This is a genomic window from Kitasatospora hibisci (assembly GCF_043950205.1).
Taxonomy (GTDB): Bacteria; Actinomycetota; Actinomycetes; order Streptomycetales; family Streptomycetaceae; genus Kitasatospora; species Kitasatospora hibisci.
Map to the genome: position 1 here is coordinate 4343443 of NZ_CP171642.1, position 18383 is coordinate 4361825.

Consider the following 18383-nt stretch of genomic DNA (forward strand, 5'->3'; position numbering starts at 1 on the left):
GCGTCCGGTGGCCGCCTCGGCGCCCTCGCCGCCGTCGCCGTCCGAGGGGGGAGTGCGTGAGGCGTGCTCGCCCCCTCGCGGTCCTCGCGGTCCTCGCGGCGCTCGGGCCTGCGGGTGCCGTACAGGCGATCCAATACCGTCCGGTTCCTGGGTCGGATGTTCGAGTCAATGGGCCTATTTCATATGACTGTTCCTGTTCTCCGGTGTGGGACGTCGGCGAGGGGTAAGGCTGGGCCGACCGGGTGGCGGGTGTGGGGAGTGAAGGCGCTGCTTCGCCGTGCCGGTCGGCCTCGTCGACGCGTCCAGAAAGGCCCGCCCGGTGACTCAGCCGTTCGAACTGCCCTCCTTCTACGTGCCGCACCCGGCACGGCTCAATCCCCATCTGGAGGAGGCCCGCACCCATTCCACGGCCTGGGCACGGGAGATGGGGATGCTGGAGGGCTCGGGAATCTGGGACCGGGCCGACCTGGAGGCCCACGACTACGGCCTGCTCTGCGCCTACACCCACCCGGACGCCTCCGCCGAGGCGTTGTCGCTGGTCACCGACTGGTACGTCTGGGTCTTCTTCTTCGACGACCACTTCCTGGAGGTCTACAAGCGCACCAACGACCGCGAGGGCGGCAAGGCCTACCTCGACCGGCTGCCGCTGTTCATGCCCGCCGACCCGGCCACCCCGGTGCCCGAGCCGACCAACCCCGTGGAGGCCGGGCTGGCCGACCTCTGGCGGCGCACCGTGCCGGCCATGGGCGAGGACTGGCGGATCAGGTTCGCCGAGAGCACGCGGAACCTGCTCAACGAGTCCCTCTGGGAACTCGCCAACATCAACGCGGGCCGGATCGCCAACCCGGTGGAGTACATCGAGATGCGCCGCAAGGTCGGCGGTGCGCCCTGGTCCGCCGGGTTGATCGAGTACGCCGCCGGCGCCGAGGTGCCGAAGGAGGTGTCCGGCTCGCGGCCGCTGCGGGTGCTGATGGACGCCTTCGCGGACGGCGTCCACCTGCGCAACGACCTCTTCTCGTACCAGCGGGAGGTCGAGGACGAGGGCGAGCTGAGCAACGGCGTGCTCGTCCTGGAGACCTTCCTGGGGTGTAGCACGCAGGAGGCCGCCGAGGCCGTCAACGACCTGCTCACGTCGCGGCTGCAGCAGTTCGAGAACACCGTGTTCACCGAGCTCCCGGTGCTCTTCGCGGAGACCGGGCTGGATCCGGAGGGCTGTGCCCGGGTGCTCGCCTACGTCAAGGGCCTGCAGGACTGGCAGTCGGGCGGGCACGAGTGGCACATGCGGTCCAGCCGGTACATGAACGGCGGTGGCACGGAGGCCGGTTCGGGCGGCAACTGGTGGGACGCCTACGCGATCGGCGGCGTCGGCACGTCCGCGCTGGACGTGCTGCGCCCTGGGGCGTCCGGCGGACTGCCGGGCGGGATGGGTGAGTTGGGATCGCTGAGCGGGGCCCGGGCGGCGGCGGCCGAGGCCCCCGCTCCGGCCGCCGGGCGGGATCCGGCCGCACGGCGGGCACGCTCCCATGCCCACGTGCCGTTCCAGCATGTCGGGCCGTCCCGACTACCGGATTTCAGGCACCCGTTCACCGTGGAGCCGAGCCCGCACCTGGACGCGTCACGGCTGCACACGGCGGCGTGGGCCGAGCGGATGGGCCTGCTGGAGGCCCAGCCCGGTGTGATCGGTTCGGGCATCTGGACCGCCGGGAAGCTCGCCGACTACGACTTCCCGCTCTGCTCGGCCGGCATCCACCCGGACGCCACGGCGGAGGAACTCGACCTCACCTCGGACTGGTTGGCCTGGGGGACGTACGCAGACGACTACTACCCGGTGGTGTACGGGCGCAGGCGCGACCTGCTCGGCGCCCGGCTGCAGAACGAGCGGTTCCCGGCCTTCATGCCCGTCGACGGCGGCCCGGTGCCGGACCCGGTCAACGCCCTGGAGCGGGGTCTGGCCGACCTCTGGCAGCGGACCGCCGGACCGATGACCGTCGAGGACCGGCGCCGGTTCCGCGCGGCCGTCGAGTCGATGGTGGCGAGCTGGCTCTGGGAGCTCGACAACCAGGCGCAGCACCGGATCCCCGACCCGGTCGACTACATCGAGATGCGCCGGAGGACCTTCGGCTCCGACCTCACGATGGGCCTCGGCCGGCTGTCCCGAGGAGAGACCGTGCCGCAGGAGATCTACGAGAGCGGTCCGATGCGCTCGCTGGAGAACGCGGCCGCCGACTACGCGTGCATGATGAACGACCTGTACTCCTACCAGAAGGAGGTGGAGTACGAGGGCGAGGTCCACAACTCGGTGCTGGTGGTGCAGAACTTCTTCGACTGCGACTACCCGTCGGCCGTCCGGATCGTCGACGACCTGATGCACTCGCGGGTGGACCAGTTCCAGCACGTGGCGCGGAACGAGTTCCCGGTGCTGTACGACGACTTCGGGCTCGACGCGGAGGGCCGGGCGCTGCTCGACGGTCGTGTGAGGCAGTTGGAGAACTGGATCGCGGGCATCGACGTCTGGCACCGGGACTGCCGCCGGTACGGCGAGGCCGACCTGCGACGGCACTTCGGGCTGGAGGCGGAGGCGGTGCCGGCGGCGGCCGCCCTTCCGGCGGAGGGCGTGGCGGACGGGCAGGCGCCGGCCGCGGACGCGCCCGCCGGGGTCGCCGCGCTGCGGCTCGGGCCGACCGGGTTCGGCACGGCGGGTGTGCGGGCGCCGTTCGGCGCGGCGGTCCCGGCCCCGGCCGGTGCGCCGGGCCCGGTCCGGGCGGCGGAGCCGCGGTAGCGCGCGGCGGCAGTGGTGTCGGGGCGGCGGTCCGACGGGTTCCCACCCGGGCGGACCGCCGCCCCGCGCGTGCGGGCGGCGGCTCGGGGCGCGGAGCGGCGGCGTACTGACTACTGTGGCGAACCGGGGCAAATCGTCACACGGAGAGGGCGGAGCCATGGCTGTGCTACCCGAGGGAACGCCCTGCTGGGCCGACGCGATGGTCAGGGACCTGGACAGCACGAGGGCCTTCTACGGCGCCGTGCTCGGCTGGACCTTCGGCGAGAGCGCGTCCGAGTTCGGCAACTACACGACGGCGTACTCGGACGGGAAGGCGGTGGCCGCCGTGGTCCCGCCGATGCCCGGCGGCGAGGAGCCGCAGCCGGCCTGGTGCCTGTACTTCGCGTCGCCCGACGCGGCCGCGACCGCCGAGCGGATCCGGGCCAACGGCGGCGAGGTTCTGATGGGGCCGATGCCGGTCGGCGACTTCGGCACCATGGTGGTGGCCAAGGACCCGGGCGGGGTCGCCTTCGGGGTCTGGCAGGCGGGCAGCCACGAGGGCTTCGAGAAGCAGGGAGCGCCCGGCGCGTACACCTGGGCCGAGGTGCTGACCCGCGAGCCGGGCAAGGCGGACGCCTTCTTCCCGGCGGTCTTCCCGTTCACCACCAAGCGGATGGACACCGACGAGGTCGACTACAAGATCTTCCACGTCGACGACCGGCCCGTCCTCGGGCGGATGAGGATCGGCCCGGGTGAGCTCCCGCCCGAGGCGCCCTCCTACGTGAGCGTCTTCTTCGCCGTGCAGGACTGCGACGGCGCCGTCCGCAAGGTGACCGAGCACGGCGGGCAGCTGTTCTTCGGGCCGATGGACAGCCCGTACGGCCGGTTCGCCGCGGTGGGCGACCCGCAGGGCGCCGCCTTCGGCATCATCGACCTCGGGGCGGCCTCCGGCGACGTCCCCGCGCTGGCGGACGCCTGATGGGCGCGGGGCAGCCGACGGGCGCCGGGGAGCGGGCCGAGCTTGTCCAGACGCTGGACAAGCACCGGGGCTTCCTGCGCCACACCGTCCGCGGCCTCGACGACGAGCAGGCCGCCCGGCGCACCACGGTGAGCGAGCTGTGTCTGGGCGGCCTGATCAAGCACGTCACGGGCACCGAGGAGCGCTGGATGCGGTTCGCGGTCGGCGGCGCGGAGGCGATGGAGAGCGTGCCGTACGACTGGGCGGGCCAGTTCCGGATGGCGGACGGCGAGACGCTGGCCGGCCTGCTCGCCGCGTACGACAAGGTGGCGCACGAGACGGACGAACTGGTGTCGACGCTGCCCGATCTCGACCTCGTCCACCCGCTGCCCGAGGCGCCGTGGTTCGAGCCGGGCGCCGGCTGGTCCGTGCGGCGGGTGGTGCTGCACGTCATCGCGGAGACCGCGCAGCACGCCGGGCACGCGGACATCATCCGGGAGTCGCTGGACGGACAGAAGACGATGGGGTGAGGCCGCCGCTGCCGCCGCGGCGTGCGTGTCCGGGGGCCGCGTCTCTGGGGCTGGCTACGGGGCGAGGCCCGGTGCGGGGCGGGCTCAGCGCGCCGGGTCGAGGTCGATCCCGAGCAGCTCGTGCAGCGTGCGCCCGCCGTCCGCGGTCACCCGCAGGGCGCGGCCGGAGCCGATCCGCTCCACCCAGGACCGGTCCAGTGCCGTCCGGCAGAGCGCCGCGCCGAGCACGCCGCCCAGGTGGGTGCGGCGCTCCGTCCAGTCCAGGCAGGTGCGGACCAGTGGGCGGCCGCCCGTGCGGCCCGGCCGGACCGGCAGGTCGATCCCGGCGCCGGCCAGCCACGTCCGCCCGTCCTCGGTGACGGCGAGGCCCGCGTCGTCGGCCACCAGGCCGCGGTCGTGGAGCGCGTCGGAGACGGCCACACCGAGGCGGCCGGCCAGGTGGTCGTAGCAGGTCCGGGCCCGTGCCTCGGCGCTCTGCCGGGCGGATTCGCGCAGGGTGCGCGGGGTCCGGCCGGGGCTCGCCGCCTCGGCGAAGGCGGTGAGGTCCTCGATCAGCGCGGCCGCCGCCGGGTCGGCCAGCCGGACGTAGCGGTGCCTGCCCTGCCGCTCCTCGGCCAGCAGCCCGCCCGCGATCAGCCGGGACAGGTGCTCGCTCGCGGTGGACGGCGCCACGCCGGCGTACCGGGCGAGTTCGCCGGCGGTCCAGGCCCGGCCGTCGAGCAGGGCGGTGCAGAAGGTGGCGCGGGTGGGGTCGGCGAGGAGTCCGGCGAGCTGGGCGAGCGACATGCCTCCATGGTGCCCCTGCGGCTGTTCGGCGGATGCCGAAACGTCCCGCGTCCGGGCCTGCGGACCTCTATGGGTAAATCATCGACATATCCAAATCGTTGATCTATGCTCCGAAGCATGGCTAACCGTCAACTTCAGGAGCCGACAAGGCTCGTGCTCACTGCGCTGGCCGATGCCCCGCGGCACGGCTACGCGATCGTCCAGGAGGTCCTGGCCATCTCGGGCGGCCGGACCAAGCTCCTCACCGGCACCCTCTACACGGCGCTGGACCGCCTGCTCCAGCAGGGGCTGGTCCGGATCGACCACGAGGAGGTGGTGGCCGGGAGGCTGCGCCGCACCTTCGCGCTGACCGAGGAGGGCGGAGAGGTGCTGGCCGCCGAGGCCGAGCGGCTGCGCGCCGGCGTCGCCGAGGCCGAGCGCCGGCTCGCCCTCGGCGGGCTCCGGCCGGGCCTGCGGCGCGCTCTGGGGGAGGGCGTGGAGCGGACGTTCGGTGCGGTGCCGGGACCGGGCGGGGTGACCGCATGAGCGCGACGCGGCCGCAGCTCCCGCTGCCCACCGGACTGCCCCTGCTCGGTCTCTATCCCGCCGCGTACCGGAGCGCGCACGGCGAGGAGATCGCCGCCGTCTTCGCCGAGTCCGTCGAGGGCGCCGACCGCGGAACCGTCCTGCGCGAGTGGGCCGTTCTCGCCGCGCACGCCCTGCGGCTGCGCACCGGGCTCAGCTCGCGCGACCGGCTCGGCCGGATCGCCGCCGGCGCCGCGCCCCTGATGCTGGCCGGCGGGGCCGCGCTGGCCGCCGTCCACCTGCTGCTCGGACTCGTCCTGCGGCAGCCGTTCTTCGCGGACTTCGCCCACCCCGGGGTGGCGGTGGCGGTGGGCGCGGCGCAGACGCTGCCGTGGATCCTCGCGCTGTCCTTCGCCGTCGCCGGCCACTGGCCGAAGGCCCGGCTCCTGGTGCTGGCGGGCACCCTGCTGCGGATCGGCTCCGCGGCCGCGGCGCTGCTCGTCGGCTACGCGTCCTTGTGGCAGTACGTCTTCCTGCTGCCGTTCTGGCTGGTGCTCGGCGGGGTGCTGCTGGCCGCCCCGCCCGACGCCGTGGACCTCTCGCGGCGGGGCCGCTACGGGATGGCGCTCGCCGCCGGGGCCGTGGCGCTGCCGATGATCACCCTGGTGGCGCTCTGGCCCTGGCCGGATCCGTCGGCGCCCGTCGAGGCGGAGTTCGGCGGGGCCGCGAAGGTCCTGCTCGACGTCTCCACCGCCTGGCCGGCCACCGTGATGTGCCTCGCCTACCTGGTCCGGCTCGGCGCGGCCCGGCCCGACCGCCTGCGGGCCGCCGGGGCGGCCCTGGCGGCGCTGCCCTGGACGGTGATGCTCTCCGCGCCGGACTACCTGATCCCGCCGGTTCCCCACGCCGCGCTGCGCAACCTCGGCGTCGTGGTCGGGCTGATCGGCGTCTGCACCGCGATCGACGCCCTCCGGCGGGCGGTCGCCGCGCGGACGGGCCGGACCGGTGGTGCGGACCGTGCGGCCGGGGCGGCCGACGTGGCCTGAGGATGCGTCATCCCGGTTCCGGGGCGACGCCGTGTGCCGGCGTCGCCCGGGTGCGGTCGGACCGGGACGGGCGGGCGCCCGGGTCGTCGTCGGCGCCCTCGGCCCGGGCGCCCGGCCGGCGAGACGATCGGACATCTTCCGAAGACTGAAGGATATTCAGCGGCTCGTCCGATCTTCCTAGAGTTGAGGACATCAGGAGCCGGGCCGACGGGGGCCGGACCGAGCGAGAGGCAGTCCTCCCATGCGCGCAGTCATCCAGAAGTCCTTCGGCGGCCCCGAGGTGCTGGAGGTGGTCGAGACCGAGCGCCCTGCCCCGCTCGGCGCCGAGGTCCTCGTCCGGGTCCACGCCAGCAGCGTCAACCCGGTGGACGTGGGAGTCCGTTCGGGAGCCTACCCGCTGCTCGGAGAGCCGCCGTACGGGGTCGGCTGGGACATCTCCGGCGTCGTCGAGGAGGCCGGTCCCGGCGCCCGGTTCAAGCCCGGCGACGAGGTCTTCGGGATGCCGTTCTTCCCCCGCGCCGCCACCGGCTACGCCGACTACGTCGCCGTCCCCTCGCGGCAGGTGGCCCGCAAGCCCGCCACGCTCGACCACGTGCAGGCCGCCGCGCTCCCGCTGGCCGCGCTCACCGCCTGGCAGGGCCTGGTCGACGCGGCCGGGCTGACCGAGGGCCAGCGCGTACTGATCCACCGCGCCGCCGGCGGCGTCGGCCACTTCGCCGTCCAGATCGCCAAGGCCCGCGGCGCCCACGTCATCGCGCTGGCGAGCGAGGCCAAGCACGACTTCGTGCGCGGTCTGGGCGCGGACGAGGTGATCGACTACCGGACCACCGACTACACCGAGGCGGTCGCCGACGTCGACGTGGTCTTCGACTCCTCCTCCGAGGGCGTCCGGGCCCTGGAGGTCTTGAAGCCGGGCGGCACCCTGGTCAGCATCATGGAGCACTGGAACACGGAGCTCGCCGCGAAGATCGAGGAGGCCGGCCGGCGCTTCGCGGGCGTCTCCGTCGAGCCCGACTACGCCTCGCTGGAGGCCATCGCCGCGCTGGTCGACGAGGGCCGGATCCGCCCGCACGTCACTGCGACCTTCCCGCTCGCGGAGGCCGGCAAGGCGCACGAGCTGGTCGGCTCGGGCCGGGTGCAGGGCAAGGTCGTGCTGACCGTCGCCTGAGCGGCGCTCCCACGGGGGCGGGGGTGCGGGCCCGGACGGACGCAGGGCCGGGCCTCCGCCCGCTCGGGGGACGGGCGGAGGCCGGGCGGAGGCCGGGCGTGCCGGGGCGACCGGGGACGGGCGGGCGGCCCGGACACGGACCGGGGGCCGGTGATGCCAGCCCCTAAGGTGGGGGCGGACCGCGGCGGACCGTGGACAAACGGATGACGGGGGAAGGTCGTTGGACATCCTGACCGAGGCACTGAGCTCGATGCGGACGGGGCTGCCCACGTCGGTGCGTACCGAGGGCCGGGCCCCCTGGGGCCTGCGCCTCCCGCCGGTCGCCGGAGCCGGCTTCCACGTGGTGCTGCACGGCACCTGCTGGCTGATCCCGCTCGGCTGCGCCTCCAGCACCGAGCCGATCGCGCTCAGCCCCGGGGACGTGGTCTTCCTGCGGGCCGGCAGCGGCCACATCCTGGCCGACCACCCGTCCACCCCGGCCGAGCCCGAGCGTCCCGACCTGTACCGCCCGACGGGGCCGATCGGCACCGTGACGCTCGGCGGCGACGGCGCCCGCACCAGCCTGCTGTGCGGCAACTACCACCTGGACAAGGGCCGTCCGCACCCGCTGGTCCGCCAGCTGCCCGAGGTCGTCCACCTGACCACCGGGCACGGCCGGCACCCCGAGCTGAGCGCCGCCGTCCAGCTCCTCGGGGTGGAGCTGGAGAACCCGCGCCTCGGGTCGACCGGCATCGTCCCGGCCCTGATCGACTCGCTGCTGCTCTACATCCTGCGGGCCTGGCTCGACGACCAGCCCGCGGCGGCCGCTGGCGGGTGGGCCGCCGCGCTGGGCGACTCCGCGGTCGCGCCGGCCCTGGCCGCCATCCACGAGGACCCGGCGACCCCGTGGACGGTGGAGTCGCTGGCCCGGCGGGTGGGCCTGTCGCGGGCGGCCTTCGCCCGGCGGTTCGCCGCGATGGTGGGCGAGCCGCCGATGGCCTACCTGACCCGGTGGCGCCTCACCACCGCGGCCCGGCTGCTGCGCGAGTCGGAGGCCCCGCTGACCGCGGTGGCCGCCCAGGCCGGGTACGGCTCCGAGTACGCGTTCGCGAAGGCGTTCAAGCGTGAGTTCGGCCGGGCGCCGGGCGGCTACCGACGGGAGGTCAGGGTCGCTGCCTGAGCGGGTGCCGGGGCGCGGGTGCCGGGGCGCGGGTGCTTGGGACCGGGTGCCGGGGCCTCGGGCGGCGGGGTCGGGTCAGTCGGAGGTGCCCAGGATCTCGCGGATGCGGGCCGCGTAGGCCCGGGGGTGGGTGGTGTTCCCGTTGTGGCCGCCGGGCAGCTCCAGCGCCTCGGTGCCGAGGAGGCCGGCGAGGGCCAGGGCGCACTGGACGTCGAAGACCTCGCGGGGCGTGGTGAGTCCGACGGCCGGGAGGATGCGGGTGCCGGTCCCGCGCAGGCCGGCCGGGTCGAGGGTGTCCTGGATGATCGCGCTGAAGTCGTGCCGGACGAAGTGGTCGAAGTTGGCGAGGCGCTGCTCGTCGAGGGGCTGCGGGGTGAGGCCGGCCTCGCGGTCCGGACCGGCCGGGTCGATGCCCAGGACCCGGGCGATCTCCGGGAACGTCGCAGCCCCTCGCGCCGGTAGAGGTCCTGGAGGTGGGCCAGCTCCCGCTCGTGGCCCGCGCGCTGGTCGGCGGGCAGCAGGCGGGGTGCGACGGGCTCGTGGGCGATCAGGGTGCCGATCAGCCCCGGGTGCCGCTGGGCCGCGTGGAGGCCGATGACGGCGCCGAGGCTGCAGCCGAGCATGAGCACCGGCTCGTCGGTGAGGGCGGTGAGCAGGCGGTGGACGTCGTCGGCGTGCTCGACGAGGGTCGCCCCGCGGTCCGGCTCGGTCAGCCGGCTGCGGGACAGGCCCCGGCGGTCGTAGGTCACCACGGTGAAGGCGTCCGTGAGCGCGGTGACCAGGTCGACGCTGCGGTCGGCGTCCCCCTCGCCGCTCTGCGAGATGAGCAGCATCGGCCCGCTGCCGCTGACCTGGTAGTGCAGAACGGCGCCGGCGACGGCCAGGGTGCCGGTGGTCGGGTGCGTGGTGCCGGGCATGGTGGTCCCCCTTCGCCGGGCCGGCGGTCCGTCCGCCGCCCGGTGCTCCACCATGATTCATCGAAGGAGATGCATCTGTCTAGATGTATTGAGATGGATGTATCAAGGCGGGCGCTTCGCGCCCCCGGGGCCTGCCGGATCCATTGATCTCGATGAATCGAATCCGATGTACGCTCCCGGCCATGAACGGAGTGGAGCTGTTCCTGCTGGGCCGGGCCCTGATGAAGCTCGGCGAGGACGCGCTGCCGGAGCCCCCCGGCGGCGCCGGCCGCTACGCCGGCAGTGCCCGGCTGGTCCTGATCGTGGCCAGTGACATCGCCGCCCACCCGGACAGCGCGGTCGGTGAGATCGCCTCGCGGACCGGCCTCCCGCAGAGCCAGGTCTCCACCGCCGTGGCTCGCCTCAAGGAGGCCGGTTCGGTGGTGACGGCCGCCGACCCCGCCGACCGCCGCCGCGTCCTGGTCAGGCAGGCCGCCGACGCGTCCGACCGCGTCGCCCAGGTCCGCGCCGCCGGCATCGAGCGTGTTCTCAGCGCCGCGCTCGGCACCGAGGACCCCCGGCGGCTCGGTGAGGTCACCGCGGCCCTGGACGTCCTCGCCCGCCACCTCCTGCCCCACAGCCCGCAGGACCCGGCGCCCGGCGCGGGCCGGTAGGGCCCGCCCGCGGCCGGTCCTGTCCGGGCCGTCGTTGGGCGGGCGGCCGGGGCAGGGCGTCCTCGGACGTGATGTGGGGGGCTTCGGCGGCCTCGTGGGCGCAGGAGCGGCAGGGCGGGGACCGGGCAGGTGACGGGTGGTCCGGAGCGGCGAGCAGCGGACCGGGAGCCAGACCGCGGCGAGCCCCGCCGCACCGGCCCGGAGCGGGACGAACCGGTCCGCATCGGGCAGGAGCAGAGCGGGAATCGAGCGGGAATCGAGCAGGAATCGAGAAGCGCCGCCCACGGACCAGCGCCTAGCCTGCCCACCATGGACATCACCATTCACACGACTGCCCTCCCGCACGACGACCCGGACGCGTCGCTCGCCTTCTACCGCGACGTCCTCGGCTTCGAGGTCCGCAGCGATGTCGGGCAGGGCCGGATGCGGTGGATCACGGTCGGCCCGGCCGGTCAGCCCGGCACGTCGATCCTGCTGGCGCCGCCGGCCGCCGATCCCGGCATCACCGAGGACGAGCGGCGCACGATCACCGAGATGATGGCCAAGGGCACGTACGGCTGGATCCTGCTGGCGACCCCGGACCTCGACGCCACGTTCGAGAAGGTGCAGGCCGGTGACACCGAGGTCGTCCAGGAGCCGACCGAGCAGCCGTACGGCGTCCGTGACTGCGCCTTCCGCGACCCCGCGGGCAACCTGGTCCGCATCCAGGAGCGGCGCTGATCTCTGCGGGTACCGGTGCGGCCGTGCGGGCCTCGCCGAACCGGCCGTGAGCCGGACACCGCCGAGCGTCCGGGGTTCCCGCCGGGGCGGCGACCCCGGACGCTCGTGGACGTCCGGGGGACGGGAAGACGAACGACGAACGGGGAGGGTTCTCATGGGCAGGCCTGAATGGCGGCGTGCACAGGCGCAGCGCCTGGACGATCTCGCGCGCCTGCGCCGCGTCCGCGACCGGATCGACAGGGAGTACGCGCAGCCGCTGAACGTGGAGGAGCTCGCCCGCGAGGTGCACATGTCCTCCGGGCACCTGAGTCGGCAGTTCCGCGCGGCCTACGGTGAGTCGCCGTACGCGTATCTGATGACGCGTCGCATCGAGCGGGCGGCGGCGCTGCTGAGGCGGGGCGACCTCAGCGTCACCGAGGTCTGCTTCGCGGTCGGCTGCGCGTCGCTGGGCACGTTCACCACCCGCTTCACCGAGCTGGTCGGCATGCCGCCCGGGGCCTTCCGGCGCCAGGCGGCCGCCGCAGCGGCAGCCGCAGTGGCCGCCGAGCCCGATGCCGCGGGTACGGGCGGTGCGGCGGGCCCGACGATCACGGTGGAGGGGATGCCGGCGTGCGTCGCGAAGCAGGTCGCACGACCGGTCAGGAATCGAGAAGCCCCGGCCGCCGGGCAGCCCCTAGCGTGATGGTCATGGCAACCACCGCTTCCACCGCAGCCCCCACGTCCATCGCCTCCGTCACCCTTGAGGTGGCCGACCCCGATGCCGCCCGCCGCTTCTACACCGCCTTCGGCGTGGACGAGCACATCCGCCTGCGGGCGTCGGAGGGGCACTCCGCCGGATTCCGCGGCTTCACCCTGGCGCTGACGGTGTCCGGGCCGGCCACCGTCGACGGCTTCTTCACCGCAGCGGTGGAGGCGGGCGCCACGGTGCTGAAGCCCGCCGCGAAGTCGCTGTGGGGCTACGGCGGTGTCGTCCAGGCCCCGGACGGGACGATCTGGAAGATCGCGACCTCGGCGAAGAAGGACACCGGCCCCGCCACCCGCGAGATCGACGACCTGGTCCTGCTCCTCGGCGTCGAGGACGTGAAGGCCACCAAGCAGTTCTACGTCGGCCGGGGTCTGACCGTGGCCAGGAGCTTCGGCGGCAAGTACACCGAGTTCGCGCCCGGCACCGCCAGCCCCGTCAAGCTGGCGCTGTACAAGCGTCGCGCCCTGGCCAAGGACCTCGGCGTCCCCGTCGACGGCACCGGCTCGCACCGCATCGCCCTCGGCAGCACCACCGGGACCTTCACCGACCCGGACGGCTTCGCCTGGGAGGCCGCCGCGCAGCCCGCTCCCATGCCGTCCTGACCCCCCACGGCGTCGCCACGGCGCCCGACCTGACGGTTCATGCAGTACGTACACCTCGAACGAACGGAGAAACGACATGAAGGCGCACGTGAGCTCGATCCTGCTGGGCGTCCGGGACATGGAGGCCGCCAAGCGGTTCTACACCGAGGGACTCGGCTGGAAGATCCAGAGCGACTACGGCATCTCGGTGTTCTTCGAGTCGGACGGCGCCTCGCCCGTCGGCTTCTACAGCCGCGAAGGCCTTGCCGACCAGGTGGGCACGAGCGCGGACGGCAGCGGCTTCAGCGGGCTGGTCCTCACCTACGTCGTCCGCAGTGAGTCGCGGGTCGACGAGGTGATGGCGGAGGCCGCGAAGGCCGGTGCCGAGATCCTCAAGCCTGCCGGTGCCCTGCCCTGGGGCGGGTACGGCGGCACCTTCGCCGACCCGGACGGCTACGTCTGGAGCCTCGGCTACAGCGCCCAGGGCGCCGACCAGCCCTACGCGGAGTGAAGGAGCACGCCGTGAGGTTCCGCACCCTCGTCGAGCCGCCCGAGCCCATGCGGGGACTGGAGGTTCCGCCCGAGGTGGTCGGGGCGCTCGGCGGGGGCGCACGACCGCCGGTGACGATCACCGTCAACGGGCATCGTTGGACGAGCCGCGTCGCCGTCCTGCGCGGCCGTCACCTGCTCGGCCTCAGCAACGCCAACCGGCAGGCCGCCGGTGTCGCGACGGGCGACGAGGTCGAGGTCGACTTGGAGCTCGACACCGAGCCGCGCGTCGTCGTCGAGCCCGTGGACTTCGCCCGGGCCCTCGACGGCGACCCGGCCGCCCGCGCCGCCTACGACGCTCTCACCGACAGCCGCAAGCGTGAACACGTGCGCGCCGTCGAGAACGCGAAGAGGCCCGAGACGCGCCGGCGGCGCATCGAGAAGGCCGTCGCCGCCCTGCGGGGCTGAACCTGGACGAGGGCTCCGGCGCCGCGGTGCGCCGGGCCGGGAAACGAGCAGGACGCGGGCAGGCGACGAAGGCCCGGACCGCCGGGTGGTTTCTCGGGGTCGTGGCAACACGTGGTCGGTTGTCCGGGCCGCGAGGGGTTTCAGCCAGACGCTCGGCCGGGGTTTCCCAGCCGAGCGTTCTGCGTGGGCGGCGGCTGAGCTGGTCGGCGACGTGGTCAGGTGCTCGGGGCTGTAGCCCGACAGGTCGGTGCCCTTCCCGGCAGGTCGGTGCCCTTGGGGAAGTCGCAGCAGGCCGTTCGTGTTCTCGTTGGAGCCGCGCCGCCAGGGGCTGGCCGGGTCGGTCGCAGACGTAGGCCGGGACCACGGCGGCGGCGCTCGGATGCTCAGTAGGCTGCAGCGCATGTTCGAGTACCACGGCTGGATCAAGGTTCTGGAGAACGCCGACGCCGACGATGAGGAGCACAACGACGACCGTTTCCGGCTGGTTGTCGAGGGTATCGAGGAGCGCATCCGGGAGATCGACAGCCGTTATCTGCTTGATCTGCGGTGGATGAACGGGGAGGTGTTCGTTCACTTTGATCTGCGGTGGATGAACGGGGAGGTGTTCGTTCACTTCGGCGGCCTCGCGAACCACCGTGACGCGGGGATCCCGGTGTTCTTCCGCGAGGTCGGTGAGCGGGCGCCGGGTTCCTATGGGCTGCTGCATGTGCGTGATGACGAGGACCCCGGTCGTGAGAACGAGGTCCTCGTCATCAAGATGGTCCGCGGGCAGGTGAGCGAGCACGCGGATTCGCTACTGTCGCCCTGCATCCCCGTGCTGGAGGATCCGTTCCGGGGGTAGGACGTGAGGTCGGTCAGGCCCGTCGCAGGGCGATGCCGACGTTGGTCGTCAGGATGGTGCTGGACTTCAGATACCGCTGGTTGATCACCTGGAACAGGGCGGGGCCCCGTCCCCGGGCAGCGGGAGGTAGCCGAGTTCGTCGATCCGAGGAGCCTGGGGCCGGCGAAGAAGCGCATGCAGGTCGACCAGCGGCCCTCGATCGCGGTCTTGCGGCACTCGGCGGCGAGTTCGGCGGCGGTGGTGAAGTAGACGCGGTGGCCGGCCTCGACCGCCGAGCGGGCGAGCGCGATGGCGAGCACGGTCTTGCCGGCGCCCGGCGCCCGGCGCCCGACGCCCGACGAACAGGACGTTGGAGGTGTTGTCGAGGAAGCGCAGGGTGGCCAGGTCGCGGATCAGCTTCTCGTCGACTCCGGGCTGGGCGGCGAGGTCGAAGTCGTTCAGCGTCCAGGGCTCGGGCAGGCAGGCGAAGCGCATCCGGGAGACCAGCTTGCGGGCCTCGGTCGCCTTCACCTCGATCTCCAGCAACCACTCCAGCGCCGTGGTCAGGGACATCCGCTCGGTGCGGCCAAGCACGCCGGGGCCACCCGGATCGAGGTGGCGATCGACCAGGACACCGGCGTGGTGAGGGTGTCGGTGTGCGACGACGGACGCGGCGGCGCCGATCCGCCGGGCCGGGTCGTGGAGGGCCGTCCCCGCCGCACTCTCCGGCTCCGCGTGCCCTGGTCCGCCCTTGTCCGGTCCCGTTCATCACCGTGCCCGACGGCGCTCACACCGAGGGTCCGGACTGCGCCGGACGGTAGCGGATGAGACCACCGACGAGGCCGTGCGCCGCGAGTTCCACCGAGGCGAGCGGATGCGTGGGCAGAGCGGCCTGCTTAGCCTGAAAGAGTGAAGCGTGTCACGGTTGACCATTTCGGCGGGCCCGAGGTCTTGAGGGTGGTCGAGGACGAGGATCCCCGTCCGGGACCGGGTGAGGTGTGCGTCAGGGTGCTGGCTGCCGGCGTTTCGTTCACGGACGCCCAACTGCGCGCCGGCACGTATATTCCGGGTGCTCCGAAGCCACCGTTCACACCCGGCTACGAGCTGGTCGGCGTCGTCGAAGAGCTCGGGCCGGACTGCTCGCGGCTGCACGTGGGAGACCGCATCGGCGCGCTGACGGTGTGGGGCGCCGACGCCGAGCGCGTCTGCGTGCCCGAGGCCGGAGCCGTCGAGGTCCCCGAGGACCTCGACCCGGCGGAAGCCCTGAGCCTCCTCTTCCCCTACATGACCGCCTACCAGGTGCTGCACCGCACGGCGAAGGTGAAGAGCGGCGAGACGGTGCTCGTGCACGGTGCGGCCGGCCGAGTCGGCACCGCGGCCCTGGAGCTCGGGGCGCTGGCCGGGCTCCACCAGTACGGGACCGCTGCAGGGCGCGACCGCGCTGCGGTCGAGCGCCTCGGCGCGGTGGCGATCGACTACCAGAACGAAGACTTCCTGGCCCGCGTGCGCGAGACGGCCGGTGGCGTGGACGTCGTGCTCGACTCGCTCGGTGGCCCACTGTCGCTGCGCTCCTTCCGGGCGCTGCGGCCCGGCGGAAGGCTCGTCGTGTTCGGTCGCTACTCGACGCTGTCGCACGGGCACAAGAACTGGTCGGCGGTGATCGAGTGGTACGCGTCGATCGCGGCTCTCTGGCTCTGGGCCAAGTTCTCACCCCGCCGGAAGGCGTTCTCGTATCGGATCCAGAGGTTCCGCGACGCTGCTCAGCAGCGGCCCGGAGCAGTGGGTGGCGAGCCCCGCTACCCGCAGTGGTTCCGGGAGGACTTCCACGCGCTGGTCGAGTTGCTCCGTCGGGGTGAGATCCACCCGGTCGTGGCCGAGCGCCTGCCGCTGTCCGAGGCCCGGCACGCTCACGAGCTGCTTGAGACCTCGGCGGAGAAGGGAAAGCTCGTGCTCGTGCCATGAGCGAGGAGGACGCCCGCTGATGGCGTGCGAGGACCGTGCCGGTCGAGGAGGGCGGGTCGTGTCCGGTGGAGTTCGACGGGCGCCGCAGGCGCGCTACCTGCCCATCGCCGAGCACGGCCTGATCGGCGACATGCACACTGTCGCGCTCGTCGGCACCGACGGGACGATCGACTGGTTCTGCTGCCCGCACTTCGACTCGCCGAGCGTCTTCGCGGCGATCCTCGACGCAGACCACGGGGGCCTGTTCCGTATCTCGCCCGACTGCGACGGCTGGAGCTCCAAGCAGCTCTACCTCCCCGACACCAACGTCCTCATCACGCGCTTCCTGATGCCCGACGGAGTGGGGGAGGTGCAGGACTTCATGCCTCCGCCGCGTTCCGGCGAGGCGACGCACCGCCACCGCGTGATCCGCCGGGTGCTCGCCGTACGCGGGCAGATGCGATTCGTCGTCGACGTCGTCCCCCGCTTCGACTACGCGCGCGCCCGCCACGAGGTCGCGCTCACCCCGTACGGCGCGCACTTCCGCTCTCCCGAGCTGGAGCTCAGCCTTTCGACGGGCTGCCCGCTGGAGAAGTCCGACGACGGCGACGTCCGCGCGCGCATCGCCGTCCGGGCAGGGGAGACGGCCACCTTCGTGCTCGACCGCGTCGAGCCCGGGGAGACGCCGGTGCCCTGCTCCGATGCCGACATCACCGCCGAGTTCGACGCCACCGTGGCGTTCTGGCGACGTTGGCTGAGCCGCTCGCGCTACAACGGACGCTGGCGCGAGACGGTGCACCGCTCGGCGCTCACGCTGAAGCTGCTCACCTATGCACCCACCGGCGCGATCGTGGCCGCCCCCACCACGAGCCTGCCGGAGGAGCTCGGCGGCACACGGAACTGGGACTACCGCTACACCTGGATCCGCGATGCCGCCTTCTCCCTCTACGGGCTGCTCAGGCTCGGGTTCACCGACGAGGCCGGTGCGTTCATGGAGTGGCTGGAGGGGCGCTTCCGCCACTCGGCCGACCGTGAGTCCGGCCCGCTGCAGATCATGTACGGCATCGACGGGCGCGAGGAGCTCCCCGAGGAGGAACTTCCGCACCTGGAGGGCTACATGGGCTCGGCGCCGGTGCGGATCGGCAACGAGGCGGCGACCCAGTTGCAGCTCGACATCTACGGCGAGCTGATGGACTCCGTCTACCTCTGCAACAAGTACGGGCGGCTCCTGTACCACGACGGCTGGATGGAGCTCACCCGCAACCTCGAATGGCTGATGGACCACTGGGACCAGCCCGACGAGGGGATCTGGGAGACCCGCGCCGGCCGCCGGGACTACACGTACTCCCGGCTGATGAGCTGGGTCGCGGTCGAGCGGGCGATCCGGATCGCCCGCCAGCGGGGCCTGCCTGCCGACCTCCTGCGCTGGACGGCGGTCCGGGACAGCATCTACAACCAGATCATGGAGCGTGGCTGGCATCCCGGTCGCCGGGCGTTCGTCCAGCACTTCGACACCGAGGTCCTCGACGCCTCCCTGCTGCTCATGCCCCTGTGCAAGTTCATCGCGCCGACCGACCCGCGTTGGGTCTCCACGCTCGACGCCATCACCGCCGAGCTGGTCTCCGACAGCCTCGTCTACCGCTACAAGGCGGATGCGTCGCCCGACGGACTCACCGGCGAGGAGGCGACCTTCTCGATGTGCTCCTTCTGGTGGGTGGAGGCGCTTGCCCGGGCCGGGCGGCTCAACGAGGCGCGGCTGGCCTTCGAGAAGATGCTCACCTATGCGAACCACGTCGGGCTGTACTCCGAGGAGATCGGGCCGACCGGCGAGCAGCTCGGCAACTTCCCCCAGGCCTTCACACACCTGGCGCTGATCAGTGCCGCCTTCAATCTGGACCGCCAGCTCGGGTGAGCGCCGACGAGCCCATGATCCCGGGCCGTGCGGCCTTCGCAGCGGCGCGGCACGGACCCGCCACCTCTCGGCATGTCTGCCGCCGCGCGAACCGCGCACCCCCTCGACGCCAACGTGGTCGCCGAGATCACCACTCGGCCGAAGCCGGCTCGGGCTGTTGCGGCCTGGGCCCGTTCGGTCCCTGCCACCGGTCTCTGCGTGAGCGTCATGGCGTTCTGACCTGTGGTG

At 73.1% G+C, this 18383-nt stretch carries 18 protein-coding genes and 4 pseudogenes; 17 read left to right on the forward strand and 5 right to left on the reverse strand.

The features are described from left to right. The first annotated feature begins 319 nt into the window (after positions 1–319). From ACF9IK_RS18750 to ACF9IK_RS18760, 3 genes are all read left to right on the forward strand, one after another. Positions 320–2779: a terpene synthase family protein gene (locus ACF9IK_RS18750; protein WP_395295336.1), complete on the forward strand. Its 2460-nt coding sequence runs from the start codon at positions 320–322 to the stop codon at positions 2777–2779. 157 nt (positions 2780–2936) lie between these two features. Beyond that, positions 2937–3737: a VOC family protein gene (locus ACF9IK_RS18755; RefSeq protein ID WP_395295337.1), complete on the forward strand. Its 801-nt coding sequence runs from the start codon at positions 2937–2939 to the stop codon at positions 3735–3737. Next, a complete protein-coding gene (locus ACF9IK_RS18760) occupies positions 3737–4246 on the forward strand; it encodes a DinB family protein (RefSeq protein ID WP_395295338.1) in 510 nt (169 codons plus the stop codon). The genes ACF9IK_RS18755 and ACF9IK_RS18760 overlap by 1 nt, the downstream gene beginning before the upstream one ends. A gap of 84 nt (positions 4247–4330) precedes the next feature. On the opposite strand, the gene ACF9IK_RS18765 is transcribed toward ACF9IK_RS18760, so the two are convergent. Beyond that, positions 4331–5032 (reverse strand): ArsR/SmtB family transcription factor, encoded by a 702-nt coding sequence (locus ACF9IK_RS18765; protein WP_395295339.1) that lies wholly within the window; start codon positions 5030–5032, stop codon positions 4331–4333. Between the two features lie 117 nt (positions 5033–5149). Here ACF9IK_RS18765 and ACF9IK_RS18770 point away from each other — a divergent pair, with 117 nt between their 5' ends. From ACF9IK_RS18770 to ACF9IK_RS18790, 5 genes are all read left to right on the forward strand, one after another. Further along, complete coding sequence (locus ACF9IK_RS18770; RefSeq protein ID WP_395295340.1) at positions 5150–5557, forward strand: PadR family transcriptional regulator; 408 nt, start codon at positions 5150–5152, stop codon at positions 5555–5557. After that, positions 5554–6582: a hypothetical protein gene (locus tag ACF9IK_RS18775; RefSeq protein WP_395295341.1), complete on the forward strand. Its 1029-nt coding sequence runs from the start codon at positions 5554–5556 to the stop codon at positions 6580–6582. Before ACF9IK_RS18770 ends, ACF9IK_RS18775 begins: the two co-directional genes overlap by 4 nt. A 241-nt stretch (positions 6583–6823) precedes the next feature. After that, the gene (locus tag ACF9IK_RS18780; protein ID WP_395295342.1) at positions 6824–7750 is read left to right on the forward strand and encodes an NADP-dependent oxidoreductase; all 927 of its coding nucleotides are present in this window, start codon (positions 6824–6826) and stop codon (positions 7748–7750) included. A gap of 220 nt (positions 7751–7970) precedes the next feature. Then, positions 7971–8909, forward strand: coding sequence for an AraC family transcriptional regulator (locus ACF9IK_RS18785; RefSeq protein WP_395295343.1), 939 nt, complete (start codon positions 7971–7973; stop codon positions 8907–8909). Positions 8910–9053: 144 nt separating this feature from the next. Then, a complete protein-coding gene (locus ACF9IK_RS18790; protein WP_395298798.1) occupies positions 9054–9371 on the forward strand; it encodes a hypothetical protein in 318 nt (105 codons plus the stop codon). A 131-nt stretch (positions 9372–9502) separates the two neighbouring features. Here ACF9IK_RS18790 and ACF9IK_RS18795 read toward each other — a convergent pair. Then, positions 9503–9880, reverse strand: a pseudogene (locus tag ACF9IK_RS18795) (alpha/beta fold hydrolase); the annotation flags it as partial. A gap of 128 nt (positions 9881–10008) precedes the next feature. Between ACF9IK_RS18795 and ACF9IK_RS18800 the strand changes: the two are divergent. From ACF9IK_RS18800 to ACF9IK_RS18825, 6 genes are all read left to right on the forward strand, one after another. After that, positions 10009–10479: a MarR family transcriptional regulator gene (locus tag ACF9IK_RS18800; RefSeq protein WP_395295344.1), complete on the forward strand. Its 471-nt coding sequence runs from the start codon at positions 10009–10011 to the stop codon at positions 10477–10479. Positions 10480–10788: 309 nt separating this feature from the next. Then, positions 10789–11199 carry a VOC family protein gene (locus ACF9IK_RS18805; RefSeq protein WP_395295345.1) on the forward strand — a complete coding sequence of 137 codons (411 nt, stop codon included), beginning with the start codon at positions 10789–10791 and terminating at the stop codon, positions 11197–11199. 154 nt (positions 11200–11353) lie between these two features. After that, a complete protein-coding gene (locus ACF9IK_RS18810; RefSeq protein WP_395295346.1) occupies positions 11354–11881 on the forward strand; it encodes a helix-turn-helix transcriptional regulator in 528 nt (175 codons plus the stop codon). Positions 11882–11886: 5 nt separating this feature from the next. Further along, on the forward strand, positions 11887–12546 hold the full coding sequence (locus tag ACF9IK_RS18815; RefSeq protein ID WP_395295347.1) for a glyoxalase: 660 nt from the start codon (positions 11887–11889) through the stop codon (positions 12544–12546). Positions 12547–12622: 76 nt separating this feature from the next. After that, positions 12623–13036: a VOC family protein gene (locus ACF9IK_RS18820; protein WP_395295348.1), complete on the forward strand. Its 414-nt coding sequence runs from the start codon at positions 12623–12625 to the stop codon at positions 13034–13036. 11 nt (positions 13037–13047) lie between these two features. After that, a complete protein-coding gene (locus ACF9IK_RS18825; protein ID WP_395295349.1) occupies positions 13048–13482 on the forward strand; it encodes a YdeI/OmpD-associated family protein in 435 nt (144 codons plus the stop codon). 139 nt (positions 13483–13621) lie between these two features. Here ACF9IK_RS18825 and ACF9IK_RS18830 read toward each other — a convergent pair. Continuing rightward, positions 13622–13821: pseudogene (locus ACF9IK_RS18830) on the reverse strand (transposase); the annotation flags it as partial. Between the two features lie 61 nt (positions 13822–13882). Between ACF9IK_RS18830 and ACF9IK_RS18835 the strand changes: the two are divergent. After that, the gene (locus tag ACF9IK_RS18835) at positions 13883–14323 is read left to right on the forward strand and encodes an Imm7 family immunity protein (RefSeq protein WP_395295350.1); all 441 of its coding nucleotides are present in this window, start codon (positions 13883–13885) and stop codon (positions 14321–14323) included. 206 nt (positions 14324–14529) lie between these two features. On the opposite strand, the pseudogene ACF9IK_RS18840 reads toward ACF9IK_RS18835, so the two are convergent. Then, a pseudogene (locus ACF9IK_RS18840) lies at positions 14530–14622 on the reverse strand (IS21-like element helper ATPase IstB); the annotation flags it as partial. A 70-nt stretch (positions 14623–14692) separates the two neighbouring features. Next, positions 14693–14875, reverse strand: a pseudogene (locus ACF9IK_RS18845) (ATP-binding protein); the annotation flags it as partial. Positions 14876–15298: 423 nt separating this feature from the next. Here ACF9IK_RS18845 and ACF9IK_RS18850 point away from each other — a divergent pair. Both ACF9IK_RS18850 and ACF9IK_RS18855 read left to right on the forward strand, forming a co-directional pair. Continuing rightward, positions 15299–16264, forward strand: coding sequence for a zinc-binding dehydrogenase (locus ACF9IK_RS18850; protein ID WP_395298614.1), 966 nt, complete (start codon positions 15299–15301; stop codon positions 16262–16264). A gap of 19 nt (positions 16265–16283) precedes the next feature. Beyond that, on the forward strand, positions 16284–18155 hold the full coding sequence (locus ACF9IK_RS18855) for a glycoside hydrolase family 15 protein (RefSeq protein ID WP_395295351.1): 1872 nt from the start codon (positions 16284–16286) through the stop codon (positions 18153–18155). The last annotated feature ends 228 nt before the right edge of the window (positions 18156–18383 follow it).

Coding starts and splice junctions, on each gene's coding strand:
- ACF9IK_RS18755 (WP_395295337.1), top strand. CDS start 2,937: ATGGCTGTGCTACCCGAGGGAACGCCCTGCTGGGCCGACGCGATGGTC.
- ACF9IK_RS18760 (WP_395295338.1), top strand. CDS start 3,737: ATGGGCGCGGGGCAGCCGACGGGCGCCGGGGAGCGGGCCGAGCTTGTC.
- ACF9IK_RS18765 (WP_395295339.1), bottom strand. CDS start 5,032: ATGTCGCTCGCCCAGCTCGCCGGACTCCTCGCCGACCCCACCCGCGCC.
- ACF9IK_RS18770 (WP_395295340.1), top strand. CDS start 5,150: ATGGCTAACCGTCAACTTCAGGAGCCGACAAGGCTCGTGCTCACTGCG.
- ACF9IK_RS18775 (WP_395295341.1), top strand. CDS start 5,554: ATGAGCGCGACGCGGCCGCAGCTCCCGCTGCCCACCGGACTGCCCCTG.
- ACF9IK_RS18780 (WP_395295342.1), top strand. CDS start 6,824: ATGCGCGCAGTCATCCAGAAGTCCTTCGGCGGCCCCGAGGTGCTGGAG.
- ACF9IK_RS18800 (WP_395295344.1), top strand. CDS start 10,009: ATGAACGGAGTGGAGCTGTTCCTGCTGGGCCGGGCCCTGATGAAGCTC.
- ACF9IK_RS18805 (WP_395295345.1), top strand. CDS start 10,789: ATGGACATCACCATTCACACGACTGCCCTCCCGCACGACGACCCGGAC.
- ACF9IK_RS18810 (WP_395295346.1), top strand. CDS start 11,354: ATGGGCAGGCCTGAATGGCGGCGTGCACAGGCGCAGCGCCTGGACGAT.
- ACF9IK_RS18815 (WP_395295347.1), top strand. CDS start 11,887: ATGGCAACCACCGCTTCCACCGCAGCCCCCACGTCCATCGCCTCCGTC.
- ACF9IK_RS18820 (WP_395295348.1), top strand. CDS start 12,623: ATGAAGGCGCACGTGAGCTCGATCCTGCTGGGCGTCCGGGACATGGAG.
- ACF9IK_RS18835 (WP_395295350.1), top strand. CDS start 13,883: ATGTTCGAGTACCACGGCTGGATCAAGGTTCTGGAGAACGCCGACGCC.
- ACF9IK_RS18855 (WP_395295351.1), top strand. CDS start 16,284: ATGGCGTGCGAGGACCGTGCCGGTCGAGGAGGGCGGGTCGTGTCCGGT.